This window comes from Burkholderia guangdongensis (assembly GCF_013403875.1).
Classification (GTDB): domain Bacteria; phylum Pseudomonadota; class Gammaproteobacteria; order Burkholderiales; family Burkholderiaceae; genus Burkholderia; species Burkholderia guangdongensis.
Window position 1 is genome coordinate 42,268 of sequence record NZ_JACBNX010000021.1, and the last position, 25,339, is coordinate 67,606.

The following is a 25,339-nucleotide window of genomic DNA, read 5'->3' on the forward strand; positions in this document are numbered from 1 at the left end:
GGCGGGCTGCGGGTGTTCCGTGGATCGGAAACGCGGGCGGCCGCCGATCGGCGCGCACGACGCTCCCCGCGCAGTGTCCCCGGGAACAAAAAATTGCGCAACACCGATTCGGCGGGGTGGCGGGTCAGTCCGCGACAGTCAGCGTCAGTCCGCGTCAGAACACGCCGAGCGCGAGCCCGGCCGCGAGCCCGGCGCCGAGTTCCGCGCAGCGCGCGAGATCGTCGGCATCGATCGTCTTCGGCGCGAGGATGCGCTCCGGCGTCTGCGCGTGCGTGCAGACGATCAGGCCCGGCGCGACGCCGTTCAGGCGCCAGCCGGTCGCGATACGATCGATCTGGCGCAACGCGTTCTGGCCGTCGCTGCCCGCGCAGATCATCGCCGCGTACGGGCGGCCGTTCACGCGGTCGAGCGCCGCGTAGTAGCAGCGGTCGAAGAAGTCCTTCATCAGCCCGGACATCGCGGCCAGATTCTCCGGCGTCGCGAACAGGTAGCCGTCGGCGGCCAGCACGTCGTCCGGGCCGGTGTCGGTCGCGAGCTGGAGCCGCACCGACACGTCCGGCTGCGCGCGCGCCGCATCGGCGGCGGCCTCGGCCATCTGCCGGGTGCCGCCGGTCATCGTGTGATAGACGATCAGCAACGTCTTCATCCGTGCATGCGCGCAATATTCATCTGCGGTTCACTGTATCACCATCGCGCCGTCGTCACGGCGACTCGCTGCTGCCGCTGCCGCTGTCGCTGCCGCCGCCAGCGTCGCGCCGTTCGTAGCGCGCGAGAAACAGGTCGACCGCGGATTGCGCGACCTTCGTTCGCGCGGCGTCGTCGAGCGTCGGCTGCCCGAGCGCGACCTGCGGCCAGAATGCGAACGCCTTCACGAGCCCCTGCAGCTGCTGTGCGGCGAACGCTGGCTCCGGCGCGACGAGCCGGCCGTCGGCCGTCGCCGCGCGTACCCAGACCGTCACGTCCTCCTCCCGCTCGCCGAGGCGCGCGACCATCTCCCGCGCGCGCTCCGGCGAATGAATGCCCGTCGCGATCGCGACTCGCGCCAGCGCGAGAAACGCGTCGTCGTTCAACAGCCGCAGCTTGCGCATCAGCAGCTCGAGCAATTGCGCGCGCAGCGGCTCGTCCGCGCGATACGCGCGCACCGCGCCCGCCTGGCTCGCATCCCACAGCTGCTGCAGAATCGCCTCGAACAGCGCTTCCTTGCTCGGGAAATGGTTGTAGACCGTACGCTTGGAGACGTTCGCGCGCGCCGCGATGCGATCCATGCTGGTCGCCTCGTACCCGGCCGCGAGGAATTCGTCGATCGCCGCGCCGACGATCGCGACGCGCTTCCGGTCGGTCAGACGCTGGTTGCAAGATGGGATGTCCATCGCGAAATTTTACACCGGGCAGTTTACTTTCTCGAAAAACAAACTACACTACGCAGTGTACTTTTTAGATCGAGCCACCGGTCATGACACTGCTCCCCGATTTCATTCATCGCACTTTTGGTCTGACGGCTGCGGAACGCGGGCGCGCATTGTCGAGCGCGTCGCCGCAGCACGACGGGGAGCGCTTTCGCAATGCCGCGCCGCGCCCGGCCGAAGGGCTCGGCAAAACGCTGCGGATCGCGTGGAACATGCTGTTCAACAAGCCGCGCGACACGGCCCCGGCGGGCGCGATCCCGGTCGACGCGCTGACCCGCGACCAGCTCGACGCGGCGCCCGACCGCAGCCTCTACCGGCTCGGCCACTCGACGATGCTGCTGAAGCTGCGCGGCCAGTTCTGGCTGACCGATCCGGTGTTCGCCGAGCGCGCGTCGCCGTTCCGGCATCTGGGCCCGAAGCGCTTCCATGCGCCGCCGATCGCGCTCGCCGACCTGCCGCCGCTGCGCGGCGTGATCCTGTCGCACGACCACTACGACCATCTCGACCGCGACACGGTGCTCGCGCTCGCCGCGACGACCGGCGTGTTTCTGACGCCGCTCGGCGTCGGCGACCGGCTGATCGAATGGGGGATCGACAGCAAGAAGATTCGCCAGCTCGACTGGTGGCAAAGCGTGGACGTCGACGGCCTGACGTTCACCGCGACGCCCGCGCAGCATTTCTCCGGACGCAGCCTGTTCGACGGCAACAGCACGCTGTGGGCGTCGTGGGTCATCGTCGATCACGATCTGCGCGTGTTCTTCAGCGGCGACACCGGCTACTTCGACGGCTTCAGGGCCATCGGCGAGCGCCTCGGCCCGTTCGACGTCACGCTGATCGAAACGGGCGCGTACGATCCGCACTGGCCGTACGTTCATATGCAGCCCGAAGAAACCGTGCAGGCGCACGTCGATCTGCGCGGGCGCCGGCTGGTGCCGATTCACAACGGCACGTTCGATCTCGCGATGCATCGCTGGCAGGAGCCGTTCGAGCGGGTGACGAGCCTGGCGGCTGCGCGCGGCATCGCGATCTCGACGCCGCGCATGGGCGAGCGGCTGGATCTGGTCGAACCGCATCGCGGCGACAAATGGTGGCGCCGGGTCGCCGAAGCGGCCGACGTGCCGGCCGCGCCGACCATGCGTTCGCGCTGGTGCGCGTCGCGTCGCGCGGAGCAGACGGGCGCCTGAGCGCGGCGCGCCGCCGTCATCGATACGACCATTCAGCCGCCGTCGGCGACGTCGTGAAACGCCCAGCCGAACGACCGGATTTCCGATTTGTGCAACGCCGCGACCTTGCGCAGGCATTGCTCGCCCTTCGGCGTCAGATGCACCTCGACCTGCCTGCGGTCGTGCAGGCTCGTCTGGCGCCTGACGAGGCCCGCGGCCTCGCAGCGCGTCACGAGCGCGACCGTGCCGTGCGACGACGCCTGCAGACGCTCCGCGATTTCACCAACCGTCGCCCACGTGCGATCGGCAAACGCGCACGTATGCAGCATCAGCATGTACTGCTGCGGCGTGAGCCCTTCGGCATGCAGTATCTCTTCGGAAAAACGCTGGAAGCGCCGGAGCCGGTAACGGAATTCGGATAACTGCTCCAGATCGTATTTCGTCACGGCCCCCACGGCCTTGCGGCAGGTCGATGTCATCGGAACCTCCTCGAACACCGGGCGTTTTCTGGAAACATATCATCATGTGACCTAATATACACAGGCACGCTCGTCGAGGCAGGATCGAAAAGTGGACGGCAAATTCCTACCGGTGCTGATCGCGTTCGCCGTGATGCAGGCGGGCGGCGCGATGGCGCCGCCGCGCATCGACGGCTACGCCGCGCTTCCCGCGGCCGCGCATTCGGGCAGCGGCCGCCCGCTGGTCGGCGCGAATGGCCGCACCGCCGCATTGGCGGCGGGACGCGGCACGATCCATATCCCCACCGTTTCCTATCATCTCGACGGATGGGGCCCGCAACGATCGAGGCTGCAAAGCGACCGGTTCCGCTGGTGACGCGGCGCCCTCGCCGCGTGCGTTCAGGCTCGCGTCAATGCGATGCGCGCGAATGCGGCACCGCGCGCGCCGCGATGCACTGCCGCTCGACGCGGCTTTCCCACAGCGACGCGCCGAACAGCACCGCGGTCGTCGCCCAGCTCATCGCGAGCAGGCCGACGAATCCGCTCGCCGCAACGAGCGCGATCAGCACGAGCGTCGCCGCGACGTGCGAGAACGGAATCACCGAGTACACGATCTTCTTGAACACCGCGCTGCCGGCCAGGTAGATCGCGGGCCCCGCGACGAGCACGATCGCGTCTGCGAGCGACGCCGTGCGCGCCGGATGCGCGAGCACCAGATCGTTGCCGACCGCGCTGACGATGATCCCGGCGACGAGAATCGCATGCACGTAATGAAAATACGCGCCGATGCGGCCCGGATCGCCGGAGCGCGTGATCGTCGTCGTCGCGTCCTTGCTCGACGTGCCGAAGTACAGCCACCACATCGCGAGCGACCCGGCGAACGTGCCGACGAACGCGCAAATGATCGTCGCGCTCCACTGCGTGCCGGTGGAGAACGTCGCGCCGGTCGCGAGCACCGCCTCACCCAGCGCGACGATCACGAACAGCTGGCAGCGCTCGGTCAGATGGCCGCCCTCGATCGTCCACTCGCGGGTGCTCGAGCGGCCGAGCCCCGGCAGCGCGAAGCCGAACATCGGCGCGACGTACTCGCATGCCACCGCCGCGAGCCAGCACGCGACGCGCGCGCCGTCGTGCGCGAGGCCGCCGGCGATCCACAGCACGCCCGCGATCGACACCCAGCCGAGGATCCGCCGATAGTTCGGCGCGAGCGGATGCGCGCGGCCGAGACGAGACACGATGTACACCGTCCGGCCGACCTGCATCGTGACGTACGCGAGCGCGAACACGATGCCGCGCGGGCCGAACGCATCGGGAATCGCGGCGGCCATCACGAGCCCGATCAGCATCGTCGCGAACACGAGCGCCCGGATGGGTGGCGTTTCCGGATCGAACCAGTTCGTGACCCAGCACATGTACTGCCAGCCGAGCCAGACGGCGAACCACAGGATCAGCGTCTCGAACGCGCCGCCCGGCGTCAGATGCACGAGCAGCATGTGGCTCAACTGCGTGACCGCGAACACGTAGACGAGATCGAAGAACAGCTCTTCGTACGTGACGCGCGCGTGATGTCCGTCGCGCTTGCGCAGCAGTGGATGGTCGTAGGTCGATTCGGTCATGAGGTCGCGGGTTCGGAGCACGAGGCGGATGCGGCAACCGCGACGGTACCGCAAACGCCGCGAGCGGTCGAGGAGTGAGGGTCTGGGCCCGCCGTCGAAAGCGACCCGCGGCAAACACCCGCCCGTCGCGCAAAATCGACAGTCGCGCAGCCGATCCGGCGAGACGCGTTAGACTGTCGCGATGGAGAAATGCCCTTACTGTCCGAGAATCCGCGACGAATGGGATTGCCACGGGGACGCATGCCGCCGCGAGATCGCGAAAGCGCTGCGCCGGCAGCGCGCCGGCCTCCCGATGGTGCCAGACCGGATTCGCAACGAGCTGCGCGCCGACTCGAGCGCGAGCGAAGTCATCGCGGTGCTGTCGCGGCAGCGACTGCGCGCGCGCCGCGGCAACGAGGAACGCCGCGAGCGCAAGGAAATCGAGGACGCCGACGGCGGCAAATGACCACCGCCCGGACCGCCGCCGGCGTTACGCGTCGTCCGCGGCGCGCGCGTCGACGGTCAGCATGTCCTGATACCGCACGTACGCGCACCGCAGCGACGCCTTCGCCGCATACATCGCCGCATCCGCCTTCACCAGCAACTCGTCGGACGAATCGCCGTCGAGCGGATATTCGCTGACGCCGATGCTCGCGCCGACCGCCATCCGCCGCCCGCAGATCTCGAGCTCTTCCGCGAGCACGCGCTGGATGCGCGTCGCGATGTCGCCGATCACGTCCGGCGAGCGCACGCCGGCGATCAGTACGATGAATTCGTCGCCGCCGAGCCGCGCGGCCATATCGCAGCTGCGCAGCGTCGCGTTCAGCCGCTCTGCTACCGCGACGAGCGTGCGGTCGCCGGCCGAATGCCCGAGCTGGTCGTTGATCTGCTTGAAGCGGTCGAGATCGACGAACATCACCGCGAGCCCCTCGCCCGTCACCGACGCGTGCCGGATCGCCGCGTCGAGCCGCTCGAGAAACAGCATCCGGTTCGGCAGCCCGGTCAGCGTGTCGTGGCCCGCCAGATGCGTGAGCTCCTGCTGCTTCGCGTGCAGCGCCCGCATCTGCCCGCGGATCTCCGAACGCATTCCGTCGAAGCAGCGCGCGAGGATGCCGATCTCGTCCGAGCGCGACACCGGCAGCCGCTCGGCGGCTTGAGGATCGTCGAACACGTGCGTCGTCGCGTAAGCCAGCACCTGCAGCGGCCGCGTCAGCGCGCGCGCGAACAGGATCGCCAGCACGAGCGCGAGCAGGCTCGACACGAGCACCATCCGCACGATGTGCCCGCCGAGCACGTTCGCGGACACCAGCACGTCGCCCAGCGGCCGCGACAGCCCGAGCACGATGAAGCGATTGCCTTCGGCAAGGCCAAACGGCGCGCGCGTGAATGCGAGCACCTGCGACGGCGCCTGGTCCGGATGCGCGAGCCCGTCGAGCGTCAGGTTCGCGCGCGATTCCTCGAACAGCGGCCGCGTCGCCGGGAAGCTGTCCTGCATCAGCACGCGCCGCCCGCGATCGAAACCGAACGTCTGCGACGGATCCGGATGCACGAGAAAGTCGCCCCACTCGTTCGCGAGATAGACCAGATAGTCGGTCGGCAGGTCGCGCTCGAGCCGCTTGAACACCCGCGTCAGATCGACGTCGATCACGAGCGCACCGACCGTCTGGCCGTCCGGCGCGACGATCGGCGTGCCGACGCGCAGGATCGGCCGGCCCTCCGCCGCGTGCGAGCCCTGCTCGTGATTGATGCCGATCGGCGACAGGTACACGCGCCCCGGCATCGTCGCGAGCGTGTCGAACACGTACGCGAACTGCCCTTTCTCCTGCAGCTCGCGCTCGGGCACCATCACGATCCCGCGCGAGTCGCGGTCCGCGCGAATCCGTTCGAGCCCGAAATGCGCGCGCGCGATCAGACGAATCTGCAGATATTCCGGGTGATGCGCCATGAACGTGTAATACACCTCCTCGAGCCGCACGCGCCCCGGGTTCGACAGGTCGTCGCTGCGCACGACCGCGACCGACGACGGCATCGCGGCGAGCACGAGCGCGTCGTCGGCGACGTCGCCGAGCGCGGCGCTCAGGCGCTGGCCGAGCAGCTGCGTCGACGTCAGCAGGGTGTGTTGCGCTTCCACCACGAGCATCGCGCGATTCGCGCGATACGTGTAATAGCCGGTCGCGCCGGACGCAATGACGCCGATGCACGCGAGCAGGATCGACAGCTTCGAGGTCAGGCCGAGCTTGATCATTTCGGAAAGCTCTCCGGCCTGTCGCCCGATTCGATGCGGCTCCACAGCGCTTCGCGCTCGCCGATGTCCTCGACCGGCTGAATCCAGAACAGGCGCCGGCCGGCTTCGGACACGCCGTCCGGCGACGGCGTCAGCGTGTTCGCGAGCCCCTGGCGCTGCGTGAGCAGCGCGCCGATCGCGGGTTCGAGCATGTAGTTGATCCACGCGTGCGCGAGAACGAGGTCGGACGCGCCGCGCGTGATCGCCCAGCAGTCGAGCCACGCGAGCGCGCCTTCGTCGGGAATCACGTAGCCGACGTCGACACCCGCGCGCCGCAGCAGCTCGACCTGCTGCGTGCCGTAGTTGCCGAACATCAGCGCCGCATGATGCTGGACGAACAGCGCGCTCGCCTCCTCGGGCAGCGTGTAGTAGCTGAGCAGATTGCGCCGCAGGTCGATCAGCTTGCGCGTGACCGCGTGCATCTGCGTGGGCGTCAGACGAAACGGATCCGGGTAGCCGAGCGCGAGCGCGGTAAACGAGAAGTTGTGCTGCGCGCTGTTGAAATCGAGCACCTTGCCGCGATAGCGGGGATTCCACAGCTCGAGCATCGAATGCGGGACGACCGGCACCTGCTTGCGGTCGTAGATCAGCCCCATCGACGAATACGTGAACGGAATCGCGTACGCGTTGCCGTCCCGCATCAGCCCGCCGATGCTCGACAGCTGCTGGAAATTCGGCAACTGATGCCGGCGGTTCGGAATGCGCGCGAGATCGAGCGGCTCGAGCATCTCGTCGCGCGTATAGCGCTGGATCTCCGCGGTGTTCGCCGCGAGCACGTCGAACGGCGGCGGCGAAGCGCTATGCATGCGAGACCATAACGCCTCATCCGAATCGACGAACGTGACCTCGACCTTCACGTGAAAGTGCGATTCGAATGCCTTGACGACGTCGTCGTCCGCATAGCCGGGCCACGCGAGCACACGTAAAACGTTTTCGTTCGCGGGTTGCGCCGCAGCTTCACCGGATATGCACGACAGCAAACCAAGCGAAACAATGGCGACGGCCCAGCACGACGCGTATTTCCCCGCGCATCGATAGGCACCGCTTCGCCGAATGGATCGGAGTAGGTCCAGAATCCAGCGCTGGACACCCGGTTGCATCGGGACGGCCTTTTTCGAGTTAATTGGTCTCCCCGCAACAAGACCACAAAAGAAATCGCGTGGCAATCCGAATCATCCACAGCGAGATTCGTCTGAAGTGCCGCGCGCCCCACTCGCACGCGGTCGATTGCGTCGCGCACCGCGCTGGTGTTTCGGCACTCGCTTCGCCACTTTTCGATGCACCGCAGCATGCGCGTGCGCACCACTTTCGATCATTTGGCCGCGCGATCGCGAATCACAGCACATTTCGCAGCACGTGGCGTCCATGTTTTCGCGCGCTGGCACGCCACTTGCTCATTGCCTATCGAGATTCGCAACATGATCGGCAGTATCGAGGAGAGTCGGGATGCGCAAGATGAAGCTGGTGATGGTCGGGAACGGAATGGCCGGGGTACGCACCCTGGAAGAGCTGCTCAAGCTCGCCCCGGACCTTTATGACGTGACGGTGTTCGGTGCGGAACCGCATCCGAACTACAACCGCATCCTGCTGTCGCCGGTGCTCGCGGGCGAGCAGACGCTCGAACAGATCGTGCTCAACGACTACGCGTGGTACGAGACGAACGGGATCAAGCTGCTGACGGGCAAGAAGATCGTGAAGATCGATCGCGTGAAGCGGCTCGTGATCGCCGACGACGGCACCGAAGCGCCGTACGACCGGCTGTTGCTCGCGACCGGATCGAACCCGTTCATGCTGCCGATTCCGGGTGCCGATCTCGACGGCGTGATCGGCTATCGCGACATCGCGGACACGCAGGCGATGATCGACGCGTCGTCGCGCTACAAGCGCGCGGTCGTGATCGGCGGCGGCCTGCTCGGCCTGGAGGCGGCGAACGGGCTCAAGCTGCGCGGGATGGACGTGACGGTCGTGCACCTCGCGCCGACGCTGCTCGAGCGCCAGCTCGACGCGAAGGCGGGCGACCTGCTGCGCCAGTCGCTCGAAGCGCGCGGCCTCAAATTCCTGATGGAGAAACAGACCGCCGCGCTGATCGGCGACGGCCCGGACGGCAGCGCCCGCGTGCGCGCGGTGCGCTTCAGCGACGGCGAAACCTGCGATGCCGATCTCGTCGTGATGGCGATCGGCATCCGGCCGAACACGACGCTCGCCGAAAGCGCGGGGCTTTACTGCAACCGGGGCGTCGTGGTCAACGACACGATGCAGACCTACGATCCGCGCATCTACGCGGTCGGCGAATGCGTGAGCCATCGCGGCGTCGCGTACGGCCTCGTCGCGCCGCTGTTCGAGCAGGCGAAGGTCGCCGCGAACCATCTCGCCGAATTCGGCATCGGCCGCTACACCGGCTCGGTCACGTCGACGAAGCTGAAGGTCACCGGCATCGACCTCTATTCGGCCGGCGAATTCCTCGGCGGCGAAGGCACCGAGGAAATCACGCTGTCCGATCCGCTCGCGGGCGTCTACAAGAAGCTCGTGATCAAGGAGGACAAGATCGTCGGCGCGTGCCTGTACGGCGACACCGCGGACGGCGCGTGGTACTTCAAGCTGCTGCGCGAAGGGCGCAACGTCTCCGATATCCGCGATACGCTGATGTTCGGCGAGACGAGCCTCGGCGACACCGGTCACGCAGGCGCGACGCACGCGGTGGCGCTTGCCGACACCGCCGAGGTGTGCGGCTGCAACGGCGTCTGCAAGGGGACGATCGTCAGCGCGATCAAGGAGAAGGGCCTCTTCACGATCGACGAGGTGCGCAAGCACACGAAGGCGTCCGCGTCGTGCGGATCGTGCACGGGCCTCGTCGAGCAGATCCTGATGTCGACGCTCGGCGGCGACTACTCGGCGTCGCCGAAGGCGAAGCCCCTCTGCGGCTGCACCGACCGCACGCACGCGGAGGTGCGCAACGCGATCCGCGAGCACAAGCTGCTGTCGGTGCCCGATGCGATGCACTTCCTCGAATGGCGCACGCCGAACGGCTGCTCGACCTGCCGCCCCGCGCTGAACTACTACTGCATCAGCACGTGGCCGCACGACGCGAAGGACGATCCGCAGTCGCGCTTCATCAACGAGCGCGCGCACGCGAACATCCAGAAGGACGGCACCTACTCGGTCGTGCCGCGCATGTGGGGCGGCGTGACGACGGCCGACGAGCTGCGCCGCATCGCGGACGTCGTCGACAAGTACGCGATCCCGACCGTCAAGGTCACCGGCGGCCAGCGCATCGACCTGCTCGGCGTGAAGAAGGAGGATCTGCCCGGCGTGTGGACCGATCTCGGGATGCCGAGCGGCCACGCGTACGCGAAGGCGCTGCGCACCGTGAAGACCTGCGTCGGCTCCGAATGGTGCCGCTTCGGCACGCAGGATTCGACGCTGATGGGCCAGCAGCTCGAGCGCGCGCTGTGGCGCATGTACGCGCCGCACAAGGTCAAGATCGCGGTGTCCGGCTGCCCGCGCAATTGCGCGGAGTCGGGCATCAAGGACGTCGGCGTGATCGGCGTCGATTCGGGCTGGGAAATCTACGTCGGCGGCAACGGCGGGATCAAGACCGAGGTCGCGCAGTTCTTCTGCAAGGTCAAGACGCACGAGGAAGTGCTCGAGTATGCGGGCGCGTTCCTGCAGCTCTATCGCGAGGAAGGCTGGTATCTCGAGCGCACCGTCCACTATCTGGAGCGCGTCGGCCTCGATCACGCGAAGGCGCGCGTGCTTGACGACGCCGACAATCGGCGCGCACTGTGGGAGCGCCTGCAGTCCGCGCTGAAGGACGAGCCCGATCCGTGGCACGACGCGCAGACCGCGCGGGTCGATCTGCGCCAGTTCGAACCGATCGCGGTCGAACCCGCCGGTCACTGATCGTCACGCCCACCGACAAGGAATGCACAAGATGTCTTCTCTCGAACAGGAATGGATCGCTGTCTGCAATCTCGACGACATCCCGCCGCTCGGCGCGCGCGTCGTCAAGCGTCCGAACGGCGGCCCGGTCGCCGTGTTTCGCACCGACGGCGACGCGGTGTTCGCGCTGCTCGATCGCTGCCCGCACCGGGGCGGCCCGCTGTCGCAAGGGATCGTGCACGGCGGGCAGGTCACCTGCCCGCTGCACGGCTACAACATCGCGCTCGACAGCGGCTGCGCGATGCTGCCCGACGAAGGCTGCACGACGCCGTTCAGCGTCGAGCGCGCCGGCGACGCGGTGCTGCTCAAGCGTAGCGAGCTCGCGACGCTCGCGCTCGACGAGGCCGCGCCCGTCGCTCCCGGTCCCGCCGCATGACAGCGGACGCTGCACGGCCGCTCGCGCCGGGCGATGCCGCGGCGGTTCGCGACACGCGCTCGACCTGCTGCTATTGCGGCACCGGCTGCGGCGTGATAATCGAGACGCGCGGCGACGAGATCGTCGGCGTGCGCGGCGACCCGGACCATCCGGCGAACTTCGGCCGGCTCTGCTCGAAAGGCAGCACGCTGCATCTGACCGCCGCGCCGCTGCGGTACGCGCAGACGCGCGCGCAGCATCCGGAGTGGCGGACGTCGCGCGACGCGGCGCGCACGCGCGTGTCGTGGGACGACGCGCTGGATCACGTCGCGCAGCGCTTCGCGCAGATCGTCGAGCGGCACGGCCCGGATTCGGTCGGCCTGTACGTGTCGGGCCAGTTGCTGACCGAGGATTACTACGTGTTCAACAAGCTCGCGAAAGGGCTGATCGGCACGAACAACATCGATTCGAATTCGCGGCTCTGCATGAGCTCGGCCGTCGTCGGCTACAAGAAGACGCTCGGCGCCGATGCGCCGCCGTGCAACTACGACGATCTCTATCATGCGGGCACCGTGTTCATCGCCGGCGCGAATCCGGCGTACGCGCACCCGATCCTCTATCGCCGGCTCGAAGCGGCGCGCGAGCGCAATCCCGCGATGAAGGTGATCGTCGCCGATCCGCGCCGCACCGACGCGGCCAGCGACGCGACGCTGCATCTCGCGCTGCAGCCCGGCACCGACGTCGCGCTGTTCAACGCGATGCTGCACGTGCTGATCGAGGACGGCGGGCTCGACCGCGCGTTCGTCGACGCGCACACGAGCGGCTTCGACGCGGTGCGCGAGCTGGTGCGCGACTACGCGCCGGCCGTCGCCGCGCAGATCTGCGGGCTGCGCGCGGACGACATCGTGAAAGCCGCGCGCTGGTTCGCCGAAGGGCCGTCGCTGTCGCTGTACTGCCAGGGGCTGAACCAGTCGTCGCACGGCACCGACAAGAACGTCGCGCTGATTCACCTGCATCTCGCGACCGGCCAGATCGGCAAGCCCGGCGCGGGCCCGTTCTCGCTGACCGGCCAGCCGAACGCGATGGGCGGCCGCGAGGTCGGCGGGATGGCGACGCTCGCGTCCGCGCATCGCGATCTCGCGAATCCGGCCGACCGCGCGGAAATCGCGCAACTGTGGGGCGTCGACGACGTGCCCGCGCAGCCCGGCCTCACCGCGGTCGAGATGTTCGAGCGGCTCGCGGACGGCACGCTGAAGGCGGTGTGGATCGTCTGCACGAATCCCGCGCATTCGCTGCCGAACCAGTCGGCCGTGCGCGCGGGGCTCGCGCGCGCCGAGTTCGTCGTGCTGCAGGACGCCTACGCGCACACCGGCACCGCGCCGTATGCGGACGTGCTGCTGCCCGCCACGACCTGGGGCGAGAAGAACGGCACCGTGACGAATTCCGAGCGGCGGATCTCGCGTGTGCGCGCGGCCGTCACGCCGTACGGCGACGCGCGCGACGACTGGCGGATCGCCGCCGACGTCGGCCGCCGCCTCGAGGCGCGCCTCGCGCCGGGCCGGCCGACGCTGTTCCCGTACCCGGACGCGGAAGCGATCTGGAACGAGCATCGCGCGAGCACGGCCGGTCGCGACTGCGACATCACCGGGCTGTCGTGGCCGATGCTCGAGCGCGACGGGCCGCAGCAGTGGCCGCTGCCGGCGGGCGCGTGGCAAGGCACCGCGCGGCTCTATGAAGACGGACGCTTTCCGACCGCCGACGGCCGCGCGCGCTTCATCCCGACGCCGTACCGGCCTGTCGCGGAAGCGGTCGACTCGCGCTACCGCTTCGCGCTGACGACCGGCCGCCTGCGTGACCAATGGCACGGCGGCAGCCGGACGGGCACCGTGCCGAAGCTGTTCGCGCATGCGCCCGAGCCGGTGGTCGGCGTGTCGCCGGCGGACTGCGCACGGCTCGGGCTCGGCGCGCACGATTTCGTGCACCTGACGTCGCGCCGCGGCAGCGCGCTGCTGCCGGTGCGTGCCGACGACGCGGTCGCGCCCGGCCAGGCGTTCACGCCGATGCACTGGGGCGACGAGTTCGTGTCGGGCCTGGCGGGCAATCGCGTCGGCGCGGGGATCAACGCGGTGATGTCGCCGGCGCTCGATCCGCATTCGCGCCAGCCGGAGCTGAAACACGCGGCCGCGAAGCTGCTGAAGGCCGACCTGCCGTGGCGCTGGCAGATCGTCGCGCGGCTGCCCGCCGACGTGCTGCTCGAGCGGCAGCAGCGGCTGCGCGCGCTGTTCGCGTGCTTTCCGTACGCGAGCTGCGTGCCGTTCGGCGACGACTCATACGGCGGCCTCGCATGGCGCGCGGCCGCCTACGATCCGGCGCCGGCCGAGCTGCATCGCGAGATCGAGGCGCTGTTCGACCTGCCCGAGCACGCGGCCGACGTGATGACGTACGGCGACGTGCGGCGCAGCACCGGCCGGCGCGTGCGCATCGCCGACGGCGCGCTCGTGTCGTTCTCGGTGTGGGGCGCCGCCGGCACGACCGAGGACAGCGCGGCCGTGCTGCGCGGCTACGTCGAAAGCGGCGCGAGCGTCGGCGCGATCGGCCGGATGCTGCTGCTCGCGGGCCGCGTGCCGCTGCAACCCGCGCCGTCGCGCGGCCGCGCGGTCTGCAATTGCGTCGGCGTCGGCGAGCGCGACATCGTCGCGGCACTCGCCGATTGCCCCGCCGCCGCGACGCCGGCGGAACGGCTCGTGTCGCTGCAGACGCGACTCAAATGCGGCACGCAGTGCGGATCGTGCGTGCCGGAGATTCGCCGGCTGATTGCCGGCGCGGCGCAACGCGCGGTGCCGGTCGCGCCGTAGCGCGGCTGCCGCCGCCCGGCGCCATCGACGTCAATCGCCCGTCGAGCCGCCATCGCGCACCAGCGCAAGCACCGATGCGACGAGCCGGTCGCATCGCGCGCCGCAAAAGTCGAACGCATCGCGCTCGGCGACGTCGAGATCGCGCACCAGCGCGCCGCGCAGCATCCGCCGCGCCCGATGATGGCGGCTGCGCACCGTCGCTTCGGGCAGGTCGAGGCATTGAGCCGTCTCCTCGACGCTCATTTCCTCGACCGAGCGCAGCACGAACACCACGCGAAACGCGTCCGGCAATTCGTCGATCCGGCGCTCGAGCAGGCTGCGCAGCTCGGCTCGCGACGCCGCCTGCTCGGGCGTGCCACCGATGTCATCGATCATGTCGACCTCGTCTGCCCGGCCGTCGCCGTCCACGATCGGCATCGCGTCCGAGCGCCGCTTCGCGCGACGCACGCGCCCGAAGCATTCGTTCAGCACGAGACGCGACAGCCACGTCGACAGCGACGACTCGCCGCGAAACTGCCCGATCGCGCGATATGCGGCGAGATACGCAACCTGCAGCGCCTCTTCGGTCTCTTCGTCGTTGCGCAGGACCGCGCGCGCGAGCCGGAACAGCCGCCGGTTGTGCGCGCGCATCATCGACGCGAACGCCGCGTGATCGCCGGCCGCGATCCGGCGCACGATGTCCTGCTCGCTGTGCTCGCCCTGCTCGCCGACGAGCGCCGGATGGTCGTCGACGTCGAAAGAAACCGTCATTCGCGCTCCCTTGTCCGGTGTCACCGGACGATCAGCATCCCGTGCATCGTCGGATGGAACGTACATCGATACGGAAACCGGCCGGGCGCGCGCGCGACGAACCGCCAGCTCGCCTGCGGCGCGATACTGCCCGAATCGAACGTGCGCGCGTCCGCGCTGACCGTGTGCGGAACGAGATCCCGGTTGATCCATAGTATGCGATCGCCAGGATGGACCGTCAGCACCGGCGGATTGAAGCGCATCTGCTCGATGACGACGGTCCGTGTGCCGGCCGCCGCCGCGCCGGGCAAACCGCCGCCTGCGAGCGCCAACAGCGCCAACAACACACCGGCGCAGCGCGCGGCCGCGCGCTCATTGCGCACCGCCCTTCCCCAGTTGCGACTGCAGATGCTTCGCGTGCTCCAGGTGCGCGACGAACGCCGGCCTCACCTTGACGAGCAGCGCCTTCAGGTCCGCATTCTGCGCGCTCGGAATCAGCGTGTGGTCGAGCGCGCCGATCACCGCCTCGTGATACGCGACTTCGTGATCGACGTACGCGTGATCGAACTGCTTGCCGTCGAGCGTGCGCAGGTGCGCGAGGTTGTCGTCGCCGCCGTGCTTCAGGTCCGCGCTGGTCGGGTTGTCCTCCGGCGTCACGCCGAGCCGGTGCACGAGATCCCCCGCCGCGTTGTTCACCGAGGTGTGGTCCGTCACCATCTGCTTTGCGAACGCCATCACGGCCTTGTCGTGCGTCTTCGATTCCGCGAGATTGCCGGCGTCGATGTCGACCTGGTTCGCGGTCACGACGATCGCCGAAATCTGCGCGTCGTTCGGCCCGGCACTCTGCGCGAATGCCTGCGTGCAGGCCATCAGCAGCGCGCCGCAGAGCGCTACGTTGACTGTTGCTTTCATCTCCAATCCTCCGAACATCGGTGGACGAGCCTGCGTCGTCCGCGCGAGCGACATCACGCCGCTCATGTCATTGGATGTCGCGTGTGTCGCGCCCGTTTCCGTCGAGTTCGTCAAAAAAAACGATATGACGATAAGATCATGGGCGGGCGTCTTCGCAGCGGTCACCGTCAACCGGCAGGAACAAGGGGAATACATGGATACGCAAAGCAGGGAAACGCAGGGAATGTGCCGGGAACGGCTCGAGCGAATCGAGCGTTTCGTCGACGAAACCTATATCGCGACCGGCAAGCTGCCCGGCGCCCTGCTGCAGGTGTGGCGGCGCGGCGAGCTGACCCTGAACTCGGTGCTCGGCCTGGCCGACCGCGAGCGACAGGTGCCGCTGGCCGAGAATTCGATCTTCCGCATCTACTCGATGACCAAGCCCGTCACGTCGGTCGCGCTGATGATGCTGGTCGAAGAATGCCGGATCGCGCTGGACGACCCCGTCAGCAAGTACATCCCGTCGTGGGAAAAGCTGGGCGTCTACGCCGGCGGCTTCATGGAAAGCTTCCAGACCCGCCCGGTCGCGCGGCCGATGCTGGTGATCGACCTGCTGCGCCACACGTCGGGCCTGACCTACGGCTTTCAGCAGAATACCAACGTCGATGCGGCCTACCGCAAGCTGAAAGTGGGCGATCTCCATACGGAGGACACGCTCGACGACATGATCGAGAAACTGGCCGGCCTGCCGCTCGAATTCTCGCCGGGCGACGCGTGGAACTACTCTCTCTCCACCGATGTGCTCGGCTATCTGGTGGGCAAGGTCAGCGGGATGCCGTTCGACACCTTCGTGCAGGAACGCATTTTCGATCCGCTCGGCATGGTCGATACCGGCTTTCATGTGCCGCCGGAGAAGGCGGCCCGCTTTTGCGCGTGCTACAGCATCGGCCAGCTCGGTTCGAAGGTGGTCTCCACGGACGGGCCGGTGCTGGTGGACGATCCACGCACGAGCCCCTATCTGAAGCCGCCCCGCCTCGTTTCCGGCGGCGGCGGGCTCGTGTCCACCGCCGCCGACTACATGCGCTTCGCGCGCATGCTGCTGCAGGGCGGCGAGCTGGACGGGGTACGGTTGCTCGCGCCGAAAACGCTGGAGCTGATGACCGCCAATCACCTGCCGGGCGGCGCCGACCTGCCGCGCATGTCGCGGTCGATGTTCAGCGAGGCCGCTTACGACGGCGTCGGCTTCGGGCTCGGTTTCGCGACCACCGTGACGCCGGCCACGACGATGCTGCCCGGCAGCGCCGGCGACTTCTTCTGGGGCGGCGCGGCAAGCACCTATTTCTGGGTCGATCCGCAGGAGGAACTGATCGCGCTGTTCCTGACCCAGATGCTGCCGTCGTCCGCGTACCCGTTGCGCCGGCAACTGCGCACGCTCGTCTATAGCGCGATCACGGAGCCGAAGGGCGCGGCGCGCTGAGCGTGCCCGCTCCCCCGAACGCCGCGAGAATCCGCTTCTCGAGCGCGACGTAATTGCGATCGAAATGGTGGTCGCCCGACGTGCGGATCACGTCGGCGCCGGTGTTCGCGAGCGCCGGGCACAGCGTGTCCTTCTCGTGCTCGCCGTAGAAGCATTGCACGATCCGCGGCGGCACCTTCGCGATCTCCGGCCGTGCCTGCAGCGCGCGCTCGCCGGCCGGCATCCCGAGCCAGCCGGTCACGCGGATCTGGAAGTCGGCCTCAGGAGCTAAGCCGAGCAGCGACATCACCGTCACCTTGTCGCGCAGCGCGTCCGGCAGCCGGTTGTACGCGAACGGCATCACGTCCGCGCCGAACGAGTAGCCGACGAGCGCGATGCGCGTCGCATGCCAGCGCGTCGCGTACGTGCGCATCACGCGCGCGAGGTCGCGGCTCGTCTGCTCGGGCGTCTTCTCGCTCCAGAAATAGCGCAGGCTGTCCCAGCCGACGACCGACACGCCATCCTTCTGCAGCGCTTCCGCGATCGTCTTGTCGAGATCGCGCCAGCCGCCGTCGCCCGACATCACGATCGCGAGCCGGCCATCCGGCCGCGCGGCCGGCAGCTCGATCAGCGGCAGGTCGGACACGTCGAGCGCATCCGCGCTGCCGTCGTGCAGATGCGGCGTCACGAGCGCGACGAGCTTCGCCGCGTCGCCGGCCGGCGCCGTGTCGACAAAGCCCGGCATCGCGCGGCGCGCGATCGTCGGATCGGGCGCGCACGGCTTGAAGCGCGGATCGAGCGCCGGCTGCGCATCGACCGACACCGCGCCCGCGATCGTGTTCTCCGGCGCCATCGACAGAATCTGCTTCGCGAGCGTGCCGCCCTGCCCGGCGCCCGCGACGATCGGCGCGAAATACCGCGCCGAGCGCGCCTGCCGCTCGAGCTGATGGCTGATCGATTCGGCGTCGCCGTCGAGGTGATGGCAGGTTTCAGGCTTCGCGGGCCGCCTGTCTGCCGGTTTGCCGACCGGGTTCGCCTGCACGTTCGCGGCGAGGTTCGCCGCATAGCGCGCGGTGTCGACGCCGACCGTCATCGCGCCCGCCTTCGCGAGCGCGTCGGCGGCATCCTGGTCGGCCGCGCTCCAGCCCTCGTCGCGCGAAAAAAGCACGACGAAGCCGCGCATCGCCCCGGCCGGTTTCGTGACCGTCACCGGGCCATACCGGCCGCCCGACACCATCTCGGCCGCATGCGCGGCCACGGCGCCGCAAGCGAGCGCCGCACACGCGAGCACGGCCCGCGCGAATCCCTGTTTGAAGTTCATGAACGCCGACCTCCCGCCAGCAAAGACAGATCCGCGAGCGCGACGAACACGCTGACCGAGCCCGACGCCGCGAGATAGCGCGGCTCCCACTGAGGCTCGAACTTGCTCTTGAATGCACGCAAGCCACGGAAGTTGTAGAAACGGCCGCCGAAGCGCCAGACCATCAGCCCGAAGCGATGCCACGGCGACGGCATCGCCGCCGCGCCCATCCCCGAGAACGGCGCGATCCCAAGGCTCAGCCTGCGAAACCCCGCTTCCTTCAGATGCAGCGCGAGCTGCGTGAACAGATACTCCATCGCGTACGGCGACGCGCCCGGCAAGTGCCGCATCACGCCGACCGTCGCCTCGGTGTTCAGGTCGGTCGTCATGAACGTGACGAACGCGATCGGCGCGCCGGCCTGGCGCACGAGCATCACCGACTGCGTCGCGAGATAGTCGTCGTGGAACGCGGCGACCGAGAAGCTCTTCTCGCGCGCGTCGCGGCTGCCGAGCCAGCCGTCGGAGATGTCGCGCAGCGCGGGCAGCACGTCCGGCACGCGCTGCGGCCCGATCACCTCGACCGCGAGCGCGTCGCGGTCCGCGCGGCGCAGCGCATAACGCAGATGGGAGCGGTGCGAGCCCTTCAGGTCGAACTCGTCGAGCACGACATGCGCTTCTTCGCCGAGCTTCATCAGCGTGAGGCCCGCGTCGAGATACAGCGGCAGCGCGCTCGCGCGCACCTGATAGAACGCCGCGCGCCCGCCGTGCGTGCGCGCGAGCGCGATGAACCGGCCGATCAGCGCCGGCCATTCGTCGCGCGGGCCGACCGGATCGTGCAGCGCGGCCCACGTGCGGCCGTGCTTCGCGTACATCAGGAACGCCTCGCGCGATTCGGAGAACAGGAAACTCTTGTCGCCCATCAGCGCGAGGCCCGCGTCGCTGCACGTTTGCGCGCGGATGATCCGCTCCGCGTCGAGCAGATCCTGCGGCGCCGGCGTCACGAAGCGGCCGGGCGCGAGGCGCAGCAGTTGCCACAGCGCGAACATCGCCGCGCACAGGCCGGCCGCGGACGTCGCGCGCAGCGCCCGCGACGCGCGCTCGTCGAACGAGAAGTGCGACCACAGATCCTGCGTGTAAGGCGTGCCGCGAAACGCGAAGCATAGCACCCAGACCGCGAGCATCAGCACCATCGCGACCGACGCGAACCAGCCGGCCGTGAAGCGCTCCGCGAACAGCGACGAATGCCGTTTGAAGCGGCGCCGGCTGACGAGCAGCAGCACGAGCAGCGCGCCGAGCACGCCGGCCTCGACGAACGCGAGGCCCTTCGCGAACGACAGCGCAAAGCTCACGGCGGTGATCGCGAACGTCATCCACCACGCGGCGTCGAGCCGGCGCAGCAGCCCGCGCGCGACGAACAGCAGCGCGACGCCGAGCACCGCGGACAGCATCTGCGACCCTTCGAGCACCCACAGCGGCACGACGTGGCGCAGGATCGCGATTCGATGCCAGAACGCGGGCGTCGCGCTCGAGATCACGAGCATGCTGCCGACCGCGAACGTGACGAGGCTCAGGAACAGCGGCGCGAGCTGCGACACGCGCGCGGCCTGCCGCGTGACGAGCCGGCGCCGCAGCGCGCGGCCCTCGAAGCCCGCGAGCAGCCCGGCCGACAGCACGAGCGGCACGCCGAAGTAGATCGCGCGGTACGCGATCAGCGCGGCGACCATCTCGTGCGCGGGCACCGCGCGGCCGAGCGTGAACACCATTGCCGCCTCGAACACGCCGATCCCGCCGGGCGTGTGGCCGATCATCCCGAACAGCAGCGCGGCCGAGTAGACCGCGACGAAGGTCGGGAAGCCGACCGGCGCCGCGGGCAGCAGCGCCCACAGCGTCAGGCCGGCGGCGATCACGTCGAGCACCGAGAACGCGAGCTCGGTCACGAGGTCGCGGCGCGCCGGCACGTCGAACGCGAGGCGGCTCAATCGCCGGCTCAAGCGCGTGCGCAGCGGCCGCGCGGTGCGGCCGCAAGCGGCGACCAGCGCGGCGAGCGCCGCGAGCAGCACCGCGCCGCCCGCGCTCAGCACGCCGGGCGCGACATCCAGCAGCGCCGCGAGCGGCTGGCCGCCGTCGACCATGCCGCCCGTGCCGCCGATGCCGCCGATGCCGGCCAAGCCGACCATGCCGAGCGCGGCGATCAGCACGAGCGCGAGCGTCAGCGCCGCGCTCGTGAACACGGTCATCCGGCCGACCTGCGCGGGCGTGACGCCCGCCGTGCCATACGCGCGCGCGCGCACCGCGCCGCCCGTCAGCGCGCCGAAGCCGGTCGCGTTGCCGAGCGCGGAGCCGGCGATCGCGCCGATCCATAGCGGCGCGCGCGGCACACGCGCACCGACGTAGCGCAACCCGACCGCGTCGCGGCCGACGAGCGCGAGATAGCTGATCGCGGTCGCGCCGAGCGATGCGCCCCACTGGCGTGCGGACAGGTGCCGCAACTGGCGGATCACGGCGTGATAGTCGACCGCCTCGGACAGATGCTGGAAGACGACGATCAGCAGCAGCGCGATGCCGAGCGCGAGCAGCGGCGACAGCACGCGCTCGTTGCGCAGCAGCGTCGACGCGCGGCCGAGCGAATCGGTGAAACGGAAACGCATGAGTTATCCGGGGTGTCGCAGAGGGGATCGCGGCGCCGGGTGAGCAGGCGGCGAATCGGGTCGTTTAGCGGCGGCGAACCGTCGACACTGAGGCCGGTGGCGCCTGAATCGGGACCACGAGTATACAAAGCAAATATTACAAAATCTTTCGCCAGGCCCGGCGGCCTTGCCGGACGGAGCGCGAGCGCCCGCAAACGGGATACTAAGCGGTCCCTCCATACGCGAACGCGCAATTTTACCGGGAACGGCCGGGCATTTCGTCGGACGTTTCGATCGGCGCAAGCGCGCGTGCCACTGCCCGTCCCGGCACAAACCCTTCCTTGAAATTAACTAACCCATCAATTAGTGTCATCTGCATGAACCCGAAACCCACCGTCTCGAAACCTCGCGGCCGCCGGCCGTCGAGCGGCGACGTCGACGTGCGCGACCGCATGCTCGACATCGCCACCGGCCTGTTCGCCGAGCGCGGGATCGCGGCGACGACCGTCGCGCAGATCGCGGATGCGGCCGGCGTCACGTCGGCGATGGTTCACTACTACTTCACGAACCGCGAGCAACTGCTGGACGCGATCGTCGAGGAGCGGCTGATGCAGGTGATCGCGTTCGTGTGGCGGCCGGCCGACGCGCGGGCCGACGACGATCCGTTCGCGCTCGTCGACGAGCTCGTCGCGCGATTCTTCGACGTCACCGAACGGATGCCGTGGCTGCCGCCGCTGTGGCTGCGCGAGATCGTCAACGAGGGCGGCCAGTTGCGCGAGCGGATGCTCGAGCGCATCCCGATCGAGCACATCCGCCAGTTCGCCGACGAGATCCGGCACGCGCAGCACGCGGGCGTCGTCAATCCCGGCATCGAGCCGCTGTACCTGTTCAACTCGATCATCGCGCTCGTGATGCTGCCGCTCGCGACGTCGAAGCTCTGGCACAGCGCGCGCGGGCTGCCGCCGCTCGATCGCCGCGCGCTGCAGCGGCACATTGGCGCGCTGCTCGGATTCGGGCTGCGGCCTCCGCCGCCCGCGCCCACGCCCTCACCCGCCGCGCGCCGCGCGCGAACCGCACGGAGCGCGCCGTGAGCCGCCCGCGTGGGCCGTCGATCGCGCTCGCCGCCGCACGCGCGGCGCTCGCCGCGAGCGCGCTGTTCGTCGCCGGATGCGGGCCGCGTTCCGACGGCGCGAACGGCTATCAGGGCTACGTCGAAGGCGAGTTCGTCTATCTGTCGTCGTCGCAATCGGGCACGCTGACGCAGCTGTCCGTGCAGCGCGGCCAGACGGTCGGCCTCGATGCGCCCGCGTTCGCGCTCGAAGCGGTCGACGAAACGGCCGCGCTGCGGCTGGCGCAGCATCAGCTCGCGGCCGCGCACGCGCAGTTCGCCGATCTGCAGACCGGCAAGCGGCCACCGGAAGTGAACGTGACGAAGGCGCAGCTCGCGCAGGCCGTCGCGCAGGCCGGCAAGGCCGCGCAGCAATTGACGCGCGACGAGCTGCAGTTCCGCGCGGGCGGGATCTCGCGGCAGCAGCTCGACGATTCGCGCACGAACGCGCAGACGACGGCCGCGCAGGTCCACGAACTGCGCAGCCAGCTCGACGTCGCGCGGCTGCCCGGCCGCGCGCAGCAGATCGCCGCGCAGTCCGCGCAGGTCGACGCCGAGCAGGAGGCCGTCGCCGAGGCCCAGTGGAAGCTCGATCAGAAGCGCGTCGCGACACCCTCGGCCGGGCTCGTCTACGACACGCTGTATCGCGTCGGCGAATGGGTGCCGGCCGGCAATCCGGTCGTGCAGATGCTGCCGCCGCAGAACGTGAAGGTGCGCTTCTTCGTGCCCGAAAACGTCGTCCCGCTGCTCGAGCCGGGCCGCGCGGTCGACATCCAGTGCGACGGCTGCGCGGCCGACGTGCCCGCGCGGATCACGTTCGTGTCGAGCGAGGCCGAATACACGCCACCCGTGATCTACAGCAACGAGAGCCGCACGAAGCTCGTGTTCATGGTCGAGGCCCGGCCGGCCGTCGCGAACGCGGCGAAGCTGCATCCGGGCCAGCCCGTGTCGGTGAAACTGCGATGAACGCGCCACCCGCCCCGTACGCGATCGACGTCAGCAAGCTGAACAAGCATTTCGGCGCGAAGCACGTCGTGAAGGATGTGTCGCTGCGCGTCGCGCGCGGCGAGATCTTCGGCTTCCTCGGCCCGAACGGCAGCGGCAAGACGACGTCGATCCGGATGATGTGCGGGCTGCTGACGCCCGACTCCGGTATCGGCACGTGCCTCGGCTACGACATCGTGCGCGACAGCGCGCAGATCAAACGGCGCGTCGGCTACATGACGCAGCGCTTCTCGTACTGGGACGACCTGTCGATCCGCGAGAACCTCGATTTCGTTGCGCGGATGTACGAGATGCCGGACCGCAAGACCGCGGTCGCCCGCGCGCTCGATTCGCTCGGCCTCGCGCGCCGCGCGAACCAGTTGACGGGCACGCTGTCCGGCGGCTGGAAGCAGCGGCTCGCGCTCGCCGCGTGCATGCTGCACGGCCCCGAGCTGCTGCTGCTCGACGAGCCGACCGCCGGCGTCGATCCGGCCGCGCGCCGCGACTTCTGGGAGGAGCTGCACCGGCTCGCCGAGCAGGGCATCGCGGTGCTCGTCAGCACGCACTACATGGACGAGGCCGAGCGCTGCCACAAGCTCGCGTACATCGCGTACGGCGAGCTGCTCGCGCAAGGCACCGCCGCCGAGATCGTCGCGTCGCAGGGGCTCGCGACGCGCGCGATCGCGGGCGAGCGGCTGACCGAGCTGTCCGCGCGGCTGCGCGCGCTGCCCGGCGTCGAGCAGACCGTCGTGTTCGGCGCGACGCTGCACGTGAGCGGCCGCGACCGGCCCGCGCTCGACGCGGCGCTCGCGCAAGCCGCCGCCGAAGATTCGTCGCTGCGCGTCGAGCCGGTCGACACCGGCCTCGAGGACGTGTTCATCTACATGATGGGCCGCGCGGACGTCGGCAACGGCAAAGCAGGCGCGCCGTCATGAGCACGCCGCTGCGCTTTGCCCGATCGTTCTCGTTCGCGCGCTGGTGGAGCATCGTGCTGAAGGAGTTCCTGCAACTGCGCCGCGACCGCGTGACGTTCGCGATGATCGTCGGCGTGCCGATCCTGCAGCTCACGCTGTTCGGCTTCGCGATCAACACCGACCCGAAACATCTGCCGACCGCGGTGATCGTCGCGGACACGAGCCCGTTCGAGCGCAGCTTCGTCGCCGCGATGCGCAACTCCGACTACTTCGACGTGATCGAGACGCTGCCCGACGAAGCGTCCGCGCGGCACGCGCTCGCGCGCGGGGACGTGCAGTTCGTGCTCACCGTGCCCGCCGATTTCTCGCGGCGGCTGCTGCGCGGCGAGCGCCCGTCGCTGCTCGTCGAGGCGGACGCGACCGATCCGGTCGCGATCGGCTCCGCGCTCGACGCACTGACGGGCCTCGTGCAGCCGGTCGCGGACAAGGATCTCGTCGGCCCGCTCGCGCATCTGAACGGCCGTCCGGGCGCGTTCGACGTCGTGCTGCACCGGCTGTACAACCCGGAGGGGATCACGCAGTACAACGTCGTGCCGGGCCTGATGGGCGTGATCCTGACGATGACGATGGTGATGATGACCGGCCTCGCGATCACGCGCGAGCGCGAGCGCGGCACGATGGAGAACCTGCTCGCGACGCCCGTGCTGCCGATCGAGGTGATGACCGGCAAGATCGTCCCTTACGTGTTCATCGGGCTGATCCAGGTATCGATCATACTCGTGGCCGCGCGCATCGTGTTCCACGTGCCGTTCGTCGGCAGCGTGCTCGCGATCTATCTGTCCGCGCTGCTGTTCATCGCCGCGAACCTGACGGTCGGGATCACGCTGTCGTCGCTCGCGCAGAACCAGCTTCAGGCGATGCAGCTCGCGGTGTTCTACTTCCTGCCGAACATCCTGCTGTCCGGCTTCATGTTCCCGTTCGCCGGCATGCCGAAGTGGGCGCAGTTCATCGGCAACCTGCTGCCGCTCACCTACTTCGACCGCCTCGTGCGCGGCATCCTGCTCAAAGGGAACGGCTGGGCCGACCTGTGGCCGTCCGCGTGGCCGGTCGCCGTGTTCACGGTCGTCGTGATGGGCATCGCGCTGCGCTTCTATCGGCGCACGCTCGACTAGGCGGATGCCGATGCATGCCCGCCCGCCCCTGGCCGCCCTCGCCGCCCTCACCCGCGTCAGCCACCTCACCCGTCGCGCGGCGCTCGCCGCACACGTTGGCGCG

22 protein-coding genes are annotated in these 25,339 nt (G+C 69.0%); 11 read left to right on the forward strand and 11 right to left on the reverse strand.

Annotation, left to right across the window (positions count from 1 at the left end):
- Positions 1-154: 154 nt before the first annotated feature.
- On the reverse strand, positions 155-646 hold the full coding sequence (locus HZI36_RS20230; protein ID WP_179404437.1) for a flavodoxin family protein: 492 nt from the start codon (positions 644-646) through the stop codon (positions 155-157).
- 55 nt (positions 647-701) lie between these two features.
- Positions 702-1,370: a TetR/AcrR family transcriptional regulator gene (locus HZI36_RS20235; protein WP_179404438.1), complete on the reverse strand. Its 669-nt coding sequence runs from the start codon at positions 1,368-1,370 to the stop codon at positions 702-704.
- An 83-nt stretch (positions 1,371-1,453) separates the two neighbouring features.
- Here HZI36_RS20235 and HZI36_RS20240 point away from each other — a divergent pair, with 83 nt between their 5' ends.
- Positions 1,454-2,590 carry an MBL fold metallo-hydrolase gene (locus HZI36_RS20240; protein ID WP_179404439.1) on the forward strand — a complete coding sequence of 379 codons (1,137 nt, stop codon included), beginning with the start codon at positions 1,454-1,456 and terminating at the stop codon, positions 2,588-2,590.
- 32 nt (positions 2,591-2,622) lie between these two features.
- Here the strand turns inward: HZI36_RS20240 and HZI36_RS20245 are convergent, their stop codons facing one another.
- Positions 2,623-3,048 carry a MarR family winged helix-turn-helix transcriptional regulator gene (locus tag HZI36_RS20245; protein ID WP_179404440.1) on the reverse strand — a complete coding sequence of 142 codons (426 nt, stop codon included), beginning with the start codon at positions 3,046-3,048 and terminating at the stop codon, positions 2,623-2,625.
- Between the two features lie 91 nt (positions 3,049-3,139).
- On the opposite strand from HZI36_RS20245, the gene HZI36_RS20250 reads away from it, so the two are divergent.
- Complete coding sequence (locus HZI36_RS20250; RefSeq protein WP_179404441.1) at positions 3,140-3,403, forward strand: hypothetical protein; 264 nt, start codon at positions 3,140-3,142, stop codon at positions 3,401-3,403.
- Positions 3,404-3,437: 34 nt separating this feature from the next.
- On the opposite strand, the gene HZI36_RS20255 is transcribed toward HZI36_RS20250, so the two are convergent.
- Positions 3,438-4,643 (reverse strand): low temperature requirement protein A, encoded by a 1,206-nt coding sequence (locus HZI36_RS20255; protein WP_179404442.1) that lies wholly within the window; start codon positions 4,641-4,643, stop codon positions 3,438-3,440.
- Positions 4,644-4,824: 181 nt separating this feature from the next.
- Between HZI36_RS20255 and HZI36_RS20260 the strand changes: the two genes are divergently transcribed.
- On the forward strand, positions 4,825-5,088 hold the full coding sequence (locus HZI36_RS20260) for a hypothetical protein (RefSeq protein WP_179404443.1): 264 nt from the start codon (positions 4,825-4,827) through the stop codon (positions 5,086-5,088).
- A 24-nt stretch (positions 5,089-5,112) separates the two neighbouring features.
- Here HZI36_RS20260 and HZI36_RS20265 read toward each other — a convergent pair whose 3' ends face one another.
- The gene (locus tag HZI36_RS20265; RefSeq protein WP_179404444.1) at positions 5,113-6,867 is read right to left on the reverse strand and encodes a diguanylate cyclase domain-containing protein; all 1,755 of its coding nucleotides are present in this window, start codon (positions 6,865-6,867) and stop codon (positions 5,113-5,115) included.
- Complete coding sequence (locus tag HZI36_RS20270) at positions 6,864-8,006, reverse strand: ABC transporter substrate-binding protein (protein WP_179404445.1); 1,143 nt, start codon at positions 8,004-8,006, stop codon at positions 6,864-6,866. The genes HZI36_RS20265 and HZI36_RS20270 overlap by 4 nt, the downstream gene beginning before the upstream one ends.
- A 346-nt stretch (positions 8,007-8,352) precedes the next feature.
- On the opposite strand from HZI36_RS20270, the gene nirB reads away from it, so the two are divergent.
- The 3 genes from nirB to HZI36_RS20285 are packed head-to-tail and all read left to right on the forward strand — an operon-like array spanning position 8,353 to position 14,055.
- A complete protein-coding gene (nirB, locus tag HZI36_RS20275; protein WP_179404446.1) occupies positions 8,353-10,806 on the forward strand; it encodes a nitrite reductase large subunit NirB in 2,454 nt (817 codons plus the stop codon).
- Between the two features lie 31 nt (positions 10,807-10,837).
- Positions 10,838-11,221, forward strand: a complete 384-nt coding sequence (gene nirD, locus HZI36_RS20280; protein ID WP_179404447.1) for a nitrite reductase small subunit NirD — start codon at positions 10,838-10,840, stop codon at positions 11,219-11,221.
- Positions 11,218-14,055, forward strand: coding sequence for a nitrate reductase (locus HZI36_RS20285; RefSeq protein ID WP_179404448.1), 2,838 nt, complete (start codon positions 11,218-11,220; stop codon positions 14,053-14,055). The genes nirD and HZI36_RS20285 overlap by 4 nt, the downstream gene beginning before the upstream one ends.
- 30 nt (positions 14,056-14,085) lie before the next feature.
- Here the strand turns inward: HZI36_RS20285 and HZI36_RS20290 are convergent, their stop codons facing one another.
- Genes HZI36_RS20290 through HZI36_RS20300 form a run of 3 tightly spaced genes read right to left on the reverse strand, consistent with a single transcriptional unit; the run spans position 14,086 to position 15,696 of the window.
- Positions 14,086-14,805, reverse strand: coding sequence for an RNA polymerase sigma factor (locus HZI36_RS20290; protein ID WP_179404449.1), 720 nt, complete (start codon positions 14,803-14,805; stop codon positions 14,086-14,088).
- Between the two features lie 20 nt (positions 14,806-14,825).
- Entirely contained in the window at positions 14,826-15,131 is a 306-nt protein-coding gene (locus HZI36_RS20295) for a cupredoxin domain-containing protein (protein ID WP_179404484.1), read from the reverse strand.
- Positions 15,132-15,156: 25 nt separating this feature from the next.
- Positions 15,157-15,696 (reverse strand): DUF4142 domain-containing protein, encoded by a 540-nt coding sequence (locus HZI36_RS20300; protein ID WP_179404450.1) that lies wholly within the window; start codon positions 15,694-15,696, stop codon positions 15,157-15,159.
- 193 nt (positions 15,697-15,889) lie between these two features.
- Between HZI36_RS20300 and HZI36_RS20305 the strand changes: the two genes are divergently transcribed.
- Positions 15,890-17,152 carry a serine hydrolase domain-containing protein gene (locus tag HZI36_RS20305; RefSeq protein WP_179404485.1) on the forward strand — a complete coding sequence of 421 codons (1,263 nt, stop codon included), beginning with the start codon at positions 15,890-15,892 and terminating at the stop codon, positions 17,150-17,152.
- Here the strand turns inward: HZI36_RS20305 and HZI36_RS20310 are convergent.
- Positions 17,124-18,452: a virulence factor family protein gene (locus HZI36_RS20310; protein ID WP_179404451.1), complete on the reverse strand. Its 1,329-nt coding sequence runs from the start codon at positions 18,450-18,452 to the stop codon at positions 17,124-17,126. The two genes, HZI36_RS20305 and HZI36_RS20310, sit on opposite strands and share 29 nt — an antisense overlap.
- A complete protein-coding gene (gene mprF / locus HZI36_RS20315; RefSeq protein WP_179404452.1) occupies positions 18,449-21,079 on the reverse strand; it encodes a bifunctional lysylphosphatidylglycerol flippase/synthetase MprF in 2,631 nt (876 codons plus the stop codon). Before mprF ends, HZI36_RS20310 begins: the two co-directional genes overlap by 4 nt.
- Before the next feature lie 356 nt (positions 21,080-21,435).
- Here mprF and HZI36_RS20320 point away from each other — a divergent pair, with 356 nt between their 5' ends.
- Genes HZI36_RS20320 through HZI36_RS20335 form a run of 4 tightly spaced genes read left to right on the forward strand, consistent with a single transcriptional unit; the run spans position 21,436 to position 25,236 of the window.
- Entirely contained in the window at positions 21,436-22,149 is a 714-nt protein-coding gene (locus HZI36_RS20320) for a TetR/AcrR family transcriptional regulator (RefSeq protein ID WP_179404453.1), read from the forward strand.
- Positions 22,146-23,132 carry an HlyD family secretion protein gene (locus HZI36_RS20325; protein WP_425485274.1) on the forward strand — a complete coding sequence of 329 codons (987 nt, stop codon included), beginning with the start codon at positions 22,146-22,148 and terminating at the stop codon, positions 23,130-23,132. Before HZI36_RS20320 ends, HZI36_RS20325 begins: the two co-directional genes overlap by 4 nt.
- Positions 23,129-24,085, forward strand: coding sequence for an ABC transporter ATP-binding protein (locus HZI36_RS20330; protein WP_179404454.1), 957 nt, complete (start codon positions 23,129-23,131; stop codon positions 24,083-24,085). Before HZI36_RS20325 ends, HZI36_RS20330 begins: the two co-directional genes overlap by 4 nt.
- Complete coding sequence (locus HZI36_RS20335) at positions 24,082-25,236, forward strand: ABC transporter permease (RefSeq protein ID WP_179404455.1); 1,155 nt, start codon at positions 24,082-24,084, stop codon at positions 25,234-25,236. The genes HZI36_RS20330 and HZI36_RS20335 overlap by 4 nt, the downstream gene beginning before the upstream one ends.
- Positions 25,237-25,339: the final 103 nt, after the last annotated feature.